Origin of the sequence: uncultured Shimia sp. (assembly GCF_947493595.1) — a bacterium.
GTDB lineage: Bacteria > Pseudomonadota > Alphaproteobacteria > Rhodobacterales > Rhodobacteraceae > Shimia.
This window is the reverse complement of record NZ_CANLRL010000001.1, coordinates 1,124,958-1,131,988: the sequence shown is the minus strand read 5'-3', so window position 1 is coordinate 1,131,988 and position 7,031 is coordinate 1,124,958. Positions and strand designations below refer to the sequence as shown.

Below are 7,031 nucleotides of genomic sequence, written 5' to 3'. Positions count from 1 at the left end.
CTCAGTGGTTACGATGAGCCAGAAACACTCCCTTATCAAATCGCCCTATTTGGACCCATTAGCGCTGACGTCAGACACATTCTACCCCACACTTACGTTGCATCATGTTGCAACGGTCTGCTGCAGTTTACGGAGCAAGCCTGTCGCAATCCGCAACAGAAAAAGGTCAGAAGTACAACTTGCAACAAGTTGCAATAAGAAACAGGTTCCCTCCTTGGGCACCACATATCCGCAATGAAATTCTACCTCAGAAAACGTTACCGACGCGGCTGTTCTCCAGGTCTTCTGTCACATTTTTTGTGATCAACGCGCAAAATTGCTGGCAAACGGCGCACAGGCCCCCTAGCACTATGAACCAACTGGGAAGATACCTTGATATGGGCGTCTTAAAGGGCAGGGGGAGAGGCAATATGCACAGGGCAATCAGGGCCATTGCGCAGAGCACAGCGATTCTTGGCGGTTTGGTACTCACCGCGCTTATCGTATTGACATGTGTTAGCATTTTAGGGCGAACAATCAGTACCTTGGCGCATGCGCCGTTTCTGGAAACAACGGTGCAGGGCTTTGCTACTTGGTTGCAGCAATCCGGTGTAGGCTCTGTGAACGGCGACTTTGAGTTACTTGAAGCAGGGGTGGCTTTTGCCATCTTTGCGTTTTTGCCCATTTGTCAGCTACACGGCGCGCATGCCACAGTCGATGTCTTCACAAATTTTCTGCCACAACGTATCAACCGCTACCTGATCGCATTTTGGGAATGTGTTTTGGCGGCGGTGATTGTGTTGATCACCTGGCGCTTGTTTGCAGGGTTGCAAAGCAAATACGCCTATGGGGAAACCACCTTTTTGTTGCAGTTCCCGGTGTGGTGGGCCTATGCCGCAAGTTTCGCCGCGGCCATAGTGGCTTCGGTTGTGGCTGTGTACTGTGCAATAATGCGCGTATCCAGCGCACTCACGGGGCGCGGTTCCACCCATGCAATTGGGGGGAGCACACAATGACAAACTTGGAACTTGGCTACCTGTCGTTTCCTGTTCTGCTGGTAATGATTTTCCTGCGTGCGCCTATTGGGCTTGCGATGATGCTTTGCGGATTGGGCGGTCTCTATATGGTGACCGGCAACCCCAACATGTTCCTGGCAAAACTAAAGTCGGAAACCTACACAACGTTCTCAAGCTATTCGCTGACCATCATTCCGATGTTCCTGCTGATGGGGCAGTTTGCAACCCAGTCGGGCATGTCTAAAGCGCTGTTTAAGGCCGCAGAGAGCTGGCTTGGCCACAAAAAGGGCGGCGTGGCCATGGCGTCTGTGGGGGCATGTGCCGGTTTTGGTGCGATTTGCGGCTCTTCGCTCGCCACCGCAGCCACAATGAGCCGCGTGGCTCTGCCAGAGATGCGCCGGTACGGATATTCCGGCGGATTCTCGACGGCCACTTTGGCGGCCGGCGGCACCTTGGGCATTCTGATTCCGCCGTCTGTAATCTTGGTGATCTACGCCATCTTAACCGAGCAGAACATTGCCAAGCTGTTTCTGGCAGCGTTTATCCCCGGTATTCTCGCCGCGCTTGGGTACATGCTGACCATCTCGATCTATGTGCGCCTTTACCCGGACTCCGCAGGCACACGCCCAGCTGTGCCTCTGTCCGAAAGGTATCGCGCGTTGCTTGACGTTTGGCCGGTCCTATTGGTGTTTGGCGCTGTGGTGGGCGGTATCTATTTTGGCTGGTTCACCCCAACCGAAGGCGCAGCTGTTGGTGCTGCGGGCACCGGTTTGATCGCGTTGGTCAAAGGCAACCTCACATGGTCGATCTTGAAGGATTGCATCATATCCACGGCCACAAGCACCGCGATGATCTTTTTCATCGTACTAGGTGCTGGCATCTACAATGGCTTTCTCGCGCTCAGCCAGGTGCCACAGGAGCTGTCCAACTGGGTGATTGGCCTCGGCCTTGGACCTTGGATGGTGCTGTGCCTGATCCTGGCTTTCTACCTTGTGTTCGGGTGTCTGATGGATAGCCTCAGCATGATCCTTTTGACCGTGCCAATCTTCTTTCCTGTGATCCTCGGATTAGACTTTGGCATGAGTGCAGAGCATGTGGCGATCTGGTTTGGTATTCTTGTGCTGATTGTGGTGGAGGTTGGGTTGATCACGCCGCCGGTGGGTATGAACCTCTTCATCATCAACGCCATGGATCGCAGCACCCCGATGGTAGAGACCTATCGCGCGGTGATCTGGTTTGTGGGGTCTGACATAGTCCGGGTCATCTTGCTGGTGGCCTTCCCGGCCATCACTTTGTTCCTGCTTCCGGGGTAGCGGACAAGAAAAGGGCGGCCGAAATGGCCGCCCTCTCTAACTCTGGTCAGGTTATTTCTTACTGACGCGTCCGCGTTTTTTGCGGATTTCGGCAATCTTCTTACGTTCCCACTCTTCACCAAAGCTCTCGATGTGCTCCTGCGCAATTTGCAGCGCGCCGAGGCCTTTGCGGTTGCGGAAGTAGAAGTCGACGCCCAGATCGGCCAGCTCTTCCATATGGCGGATCAGAACCACCGGCTTCAGATCGTCGTCTTCGGCAATCATATGCGCGACGGTTTCGCCCAGACCTGTGCGCCAATTGATATCCGCGCCTCGATCAATCAGAAGATTGATCAGTGCCATGCGGCGGGTCTGTGCTTGGCCGGCCAAATGTAGCGGATTGCGTTCGTCGACATTACGCGCGTCCATATTGGCGCCTTGCTTACACAGCTCATCTGCGGTGTCTTTTTTCTCCGCAATGATCGCAAGGTGCAGCGGTGTGTTTTTGTTCGGGTCAACCACATCAATTTTGGCCCCCAATTTGATCAGCGCGCGAATATTGCTGGCATGGCCAGACTCCGCTGCCGCATGCAGTGGCGTGCGCCCATGGCTGTCAACAGCGTTGGGATCAGCGCCCATGCCAACCAAGGCCTTGATTGCTTTTGTACCTTCAGACCGGCTTGAACCGGCAGCGAGGTGCAGCGGTGTAACGCCTTGCTTATCTTGCGCAACTGGGCTCAACCCCATGTCATACAGCGCGGTGATACCGGGCATGTTTTTGGCTTCTGCCGCAGAGTGCATCGCAGTTCGACCACGGTCATCTTCGGCCTCAATTTCGGCCCCAAGCAGCGTCAGAACTTCGAATTTCTTCTGTGCCAGCGGAGATCGTGCCGCGTAGTGGAATGCGCCTTCACCAATCTCGGATGTAGCGTTAACGTCGACGCCTTCCTCAATTACCTTTTCAAAAATCCCGAAGTCGGAACAGCGTGCGGAGGAGTGGATCAAGCCTTCGCCAAAGCGGTTGAGGGTCTTGGTGTTGGCGCCAAGCTGCGACAGGGTGGCAAAGGACACACGGCCCAAGGCTTCCATCGAACTGTTGATTGGTGTTTCGCCTTGTTTGTTTTCGGCTTCAAGATTGGCACCAAACTCATGCAGTTTTTGGATGGCCTCCACATGGCCGAACTTGGCAGCGAAATGCAGCGGTGTTTCATCAAATTCGTTCTTGCTGTCCACGTTGACATCGCGTTCCAGCAGTGTTTGCAACACTTCCATGCGCCCCCACCGCGCGGCGTCGTGCAGCAAGCTGGCTCCGTATTTGCGGTGTTTGGTCAGATCGGCTCCCAGTGTTTCCAATGCCCGGAATGCGGCCGGATTGTCCGCGTTGATGGTCAGGAAGATTGGTGTCTCGCCCCGGGCGTTCAACGCTTCCAGGTCCGCTCCAAGGGTGTGCAACTTGCGCATCGCGACCAGCTGACTTGCAGCCGAAGCAGCATGCAAGGCGGTGTTGCCCTTGGAATCCTGATCCTCAAGGCCAATGCCGTTGCCAATCAATCGTTCAAATAGGCGGACATCTCCTGCTGCTGCAGCCTTGTGCAAAATTGTACCGCCATCCTTGCGGCGCGCAGCCGGATCGGCCCCCAGTTCGACCAACGTGTCGAACATGCGCCCTCCATCGTTGCTTGACGCATAGAAAATTGGAGTTTCGCCGCGGTTGTCTTGTGCATTCAAGTCCGCACCTTGCGAAATTAGCGCTTTCAAGGTCTCATAGTTCGAGGCCTCCACAGCGACATGCAGCGGAGTACGGCCGCTGTCGCCTGGGTCGGATACATCCAGACCGAAACGTGTTAGCTTCTTGATGACATCGACAGAACCCAATCGCGCTGCCACGTGCATCGGGCCCCATTTTTGCGGGCTTTGTAAGATAAAGTTGAAGCCAAAGCCCACCAGTCGGTCGAGTTTTGCGTCCGGGGTATGGGCTTGAACGGCACCTTCCAGTGCCTGAAAGAAAATCGCGTGGGAACGGTCTTCGCGTTTTAGGGCTGCCTCAATGACGCAAGCCATGGTGTCAATTGATCCATAGCGCGCCGCCCAGGTGACGGCAGAGGCGTCTGCGGAAAGATTCAGATCAATGCGCGCGCCGTTGTCGAGTAAAAAACGGAAGATCTTTGGCTCTTGTAGAGTGGCAGCAAACAGCAACGGGCTGGTGCCAAAGGCGCCTTGAAAGTTTACGCCGCTGCCCACTTTGGCATTTTCACGTACCGCGTCAAAATCACCGGCGACCACAGACAGCATAAGGTCGGAGATATCGCCGTCTTTCATCAGCCCCGCAATCGGGCCGGCCTGAACGTCGGTTGGTGCCGCATCTATCAACGCAAAGAGATCTTCTGCGGAGGCGGCTTTTACTAGTTGATCCAATTTTCAGCTCCCACTGGTTGGTCCATATCGAGTAGCGAGAAGAAGTTGAGAGACTCTGAAAATTGACTCTTCGATGTATAAAATGCGGGTAATCGCGGCAGGGAGATCGCGGTTTCAGGTGAGATTGCGACCAAAGGCCAATTGGCAAAGCCTATGTTTTCCTAGGTGGTATGGCAGGGGAGATCTATAGTTTTGCCAGTTCGGGGAGGAACACATATGGCTCAAGACACAAAGAAGAAAAGTTCGACGGTTGCTCTGTTGGCTGCTTTTGCGGTTCTGCTGATCACGATATTGGGATTTGGCTGGAACGTGTTTCTGTCGGCGGTGCTCGCTGCAGCGGCATTTTTTGTCGTGGTTCAATTTGGTCGAACAACTGTCTCTGAGGTTACCGAGCCGGTGCGCAGTGCAACCGCGCATCAGGTGACACCAGTTGCAGAAACGCCCGACCCTGCTGAGGCGGCGGTGCCGCCCGCCGCAACAGAAACAGCGTCCGTGGCATCCGAGGCCGCATCAAGGGCCGGTCAGGTCAAACTAGGCACTCTTTTGCCAGGCGAGCGCGAGTTGGCCGAGCGGCGCGGTGGTTGGCGCTACGAAGCCTAGACTTCTTTGCGGTTAGGTGGTTGAGTTTGCGCTGATTTTGCCTGTCCGCAGGCTGGCTTTGAGATGAGATCATGATCCGCTTCTACGCTCGTATTTTGCGGGCCACCGGGAAGGTGCAAATCCTTTTGGTGGCCCTGTCGCTTGTTGTGGCCGCTTTGGCGGCGGTGCCGCTTCAGTTCCAGAAAGACATCATCAACAGCCTTGGGCCGGACCTTGAAGTGCAGACGTTACTCTGGATGTGTGGTGGTTATTTGGCGGTGATTGTGGTCACCAACATCTTCAAATTTATTCTGAACTATCGCAGCAACCTTTTAGGGGAAGCCACAATCCGGCGAATACGTGCTGCGGTTTACGAAGCGCGCCACGATACGTCACACGACCTGGCGATCCAAAAACAATCAACCGGCACAATTGCGACGATCATTTCCGCGGAATCGGAAGAAGTCGGACGCTTTGTGGGACAAGCTTTGGCCAACCCGGTCGTGCAGTTAGGCACTTTGGTGTCCGTTGTGTCTTTTGTTGCCGCAACTCAACCCTACCTTGGCGGTTTTCTGGTGGCTGTGGTGGTGCCTCAGGCTTTAATTGTGCTCCTTTTGCAGGAGCGGGTGAACAAACGCGTAAAGGAACGCACAATTGTGCTGCGCCACGCTGCCGGAACATTGTCCGAAGAGAACTTGGCTGAAATGAAAGCAGCGCAACAGGCGGTGCTTGATGATTTTGACAAAATTTTTGAAACCCGACGCGGCATTTTTCGACTGAAGCTCTCGATGAAGTTCCTGATGAATATTCTCAGCGGCATTGGACTTGTTGGTATTTTGGTGATTGGTGGCTTTCTGATGATGGAAGGCCGTTCGGACATCGGAACGGTTGTCGCATCTATTTCGGCCTTGGAAAAAATCAATGGGCCTTGGCGGCTTCTTTTGAATTTTTATAAAGAACTCAGTTCTGTACGGGTCAAATTTGATCTAATTGTGGGCGAAGGCCTAAGCGCCAAATCCGCTCAGAAATCTTAGGCCAATAATCACTATCACAAAACAAAAGGCGCCGAATACGGCGCCTTTGATAATTCTGAACTGGCGGTGGGACAGCCACCAGAAAAGGGGATGTTTACCGGCCCCATTGACGCACGGGACCACAGTCCATGTGCACAAAGTTGGACCCGGAGTAGCGGCCCACGCCACCGGCACGACATGCCGCTGCGGCCTTGGCCATCTGGTGTACCGAGCGCGAACCCAGTCGCAGGTCGGCAGCCTGACCCTTCATATGCAGAGAGTTTTTGGCCACACCGCGAGAGCGGGAGCGCAGCATCGCGTTGGTTTTTGGGCTGCGGTAACCAGAAAGTAACATGTAGGGTTCATTCACATCCATAAGGTTGTGCGCCGCTGCCATGATATCAACTGTACGGATGTCGATGTTGATCACATCATTGGTGCGCCAGTCCCGCATAAATGCGTTGATTTCTTTCACCGCGTCTTTGATGTATTTGCCCTCGACCCAATAGATGGTGTCGATGCGTTCACCGGTCCGACCGGAGTACATCTTCAATCGGCGAATGTCGCCTCCACCGCGCAGAAAGCCTGCGGCCTTGGAGTAGGTTGGGGCCGCCACAAGTGCGGTTGCTGCAAACGCGCCCAATAGGCCGCGCCGTGTCATGCTCAAAGAGCAGTCTTTTGGTTCATTCATGTTTCAGCGCCTGTCCCGTCGCTTACCTGCCACCGCGATGTTACGC

General features: G+C 54.5%; 6 protein-coding genes. 4 read left to right on the top strand and 2 right to left on the bottom strand.

What is annotated here, in order from left to right; all coding sequences use genetic code 11:
- Window positions 1–104 precede the first annotated feature (104 nt).
- A complete protein-coding gene (locus Q0955_RS05615) occupies window positions 105–995 on the top strand; it encodes a TRAP transporter small permease (protein ID WP_366140651.1) in 891 nt (296 codons plus the stop codon).
- Window positions 992–2,308, top strand: a complete 1,317-nt coding sequence (locus Q0955_RS05610) for a TRAP transporter large permease (protein WP_299420971.1) — start codon at window positions 992–994, stop codon at window positions 2,306–2,308. The genes Q0955_RS05615 and Q0955_RS05610 overlap by 4 nt, the downstream gene beginning before the upstream one ends.
- A 51-nt stretch (window positions 2,309–2,359) precedes the next feature.
- Here Q0955_RS05610 and Q0955_RS05605 read toward each other — a convergent pair whose 3' ends face one another.
- Complete coding sequence (locus Q0955_RS05605) at window positions 2,360–4,702, bottom strand: ankyrin repeat domain-containing protein (RefSeq protein ID WP_299420969.1); 2,343 nt, start codon at window positions 4,700–4,702, stop codon at window positions 2,360–2,362.
- Between the two features lie 216 nt (window positions 4,703–4,918).
- On the opposite strand from Q0955_RS05605, the gene Q0955_RS05600 reads away from it, so the two are divergent.
- Window positions 4,919–5,302, top strand: a complete 384-nt coding sequence (locus Q0955_RS05600; RefSeq protein WP_299420968.1) for a hypothetical protein — start codon at window positions 4,919–4,921, stop codon at window positions 5,300–5,302.
- A gap of 71 nt (window positions 5,303–5,373) precedes the next feature.
- Window positions 5,374–6,315 carry an ABC transporter ATP-binding protein gene (locus tag Q0955_RS05595; protein ID WP_299420965.1) on the top strand — a complete coding sequence of 314 codons (942 nt, stop codon included), beginning with the start codon at window positions 5,374–5,376 and terminating at the stop codon, window positions 6,313–6,315.
- 94 nt (window positions 6,316–6,409) lie between these two features.
- Here the strand turns inward: Q0955_RS05595 and Q0955_RS05590 are convergent, their stop codons facing one another.
- Window positions 6,410–6,955, bottom strand: coding sequence for a DUF882 domain-containing protein (locus tag Q0955_RS05590; RefSeq protein WP_299421068.1), 546 nt, complete (start codon window positions 6,953–6,955; stop codon window positions 6,410–6,412).
- Window positions 6,956–7,031 lie beyond the last annotated feature (76 nt).

Bases quoted from the DNA above. Each gene is read 5' to 3' on its own strand.
- Q0955_RS05590 (WP_299421068.1), bottom strand. From the start codon at position 6,955: ATGACACGGCGCGGCCTATTGGGCGCGTTTGCAGCAACCGCACTTGTG.
- Q0955_RS05595 (WP_299420965.1), top strand. From the start codon at position 5,374: ATGATCCGCTTCTACGCTCGTATTTTGCGGGCCACCGGGAAGGTGCAA.
- Q0955_RS05600 (WP_299420968.1), top strand. From the start codon at position 4,919: ATGGCTCAAGACACAAAGAAGAAAAGTTCGACGGTTGCTCTGTTGGCT.
- Q0955_RS05615 (WP_366140651.1), top strand. From the start codon at position 105: ATGTTGCAACGGTCTGCTGCAGTTTACGGAGCAAGCCTGTCGCAATCC.
- Q0955_RS05610 (WP_299420971.1), top strand. From the start codon at position 992: ATGACAAACTTGGAACTTGGCTACCTGTCGTTTCCTGTTCTGCTGGTA.